1 protein-coding gene is annotated in these 225 nt (G+C 64.4%); it reads left to right on the plus strand.

Annotation, left to right across the window (positions count from 1 at the left end):
• The coding region (locus tag EZI54_RS24270) for a reverse transcriptase domain-containing protein (RefSeq protein ID WP_242674598.1) at positions 1-225 on the plus strand (225 nt) is incomplete at both ends.

A 225-nucleotide genomic window follows, 5' to 3' on the forward strand; every position in this document is an offset into this window, starting at 1 on the left:
CGAGACGGGAAGGCACGCCGCAAGGTGGGCCTCTGTCACCCTTGCTCTCCAACGTGCTCCTGACCGAACTGGATCGGGAACTGGAGTGCCGGGGCCACCGGTTCTGCCGCTATGCGGACGACTGCAACATCTACGTCCGAAGCGAGCGAGCCGGCCATCGTGTGATGGCGAGTCTGACCCACTTCCTGAAAGCACGCCTGCGCCTGACGGTGAACGCGGCGAAGA

The sequence above is a fragment of the Marinobacter halodurans genome, assembly GCF_004327985.1.
In the GTDB taxonomy this organism is placed as follows: Bacteria; Pseudomonadota; Gammaproteobacteria; order Pseudomonadales; family Oleiphilaceae; genus Marinobacter_A; species Marinobacter_A halodurans.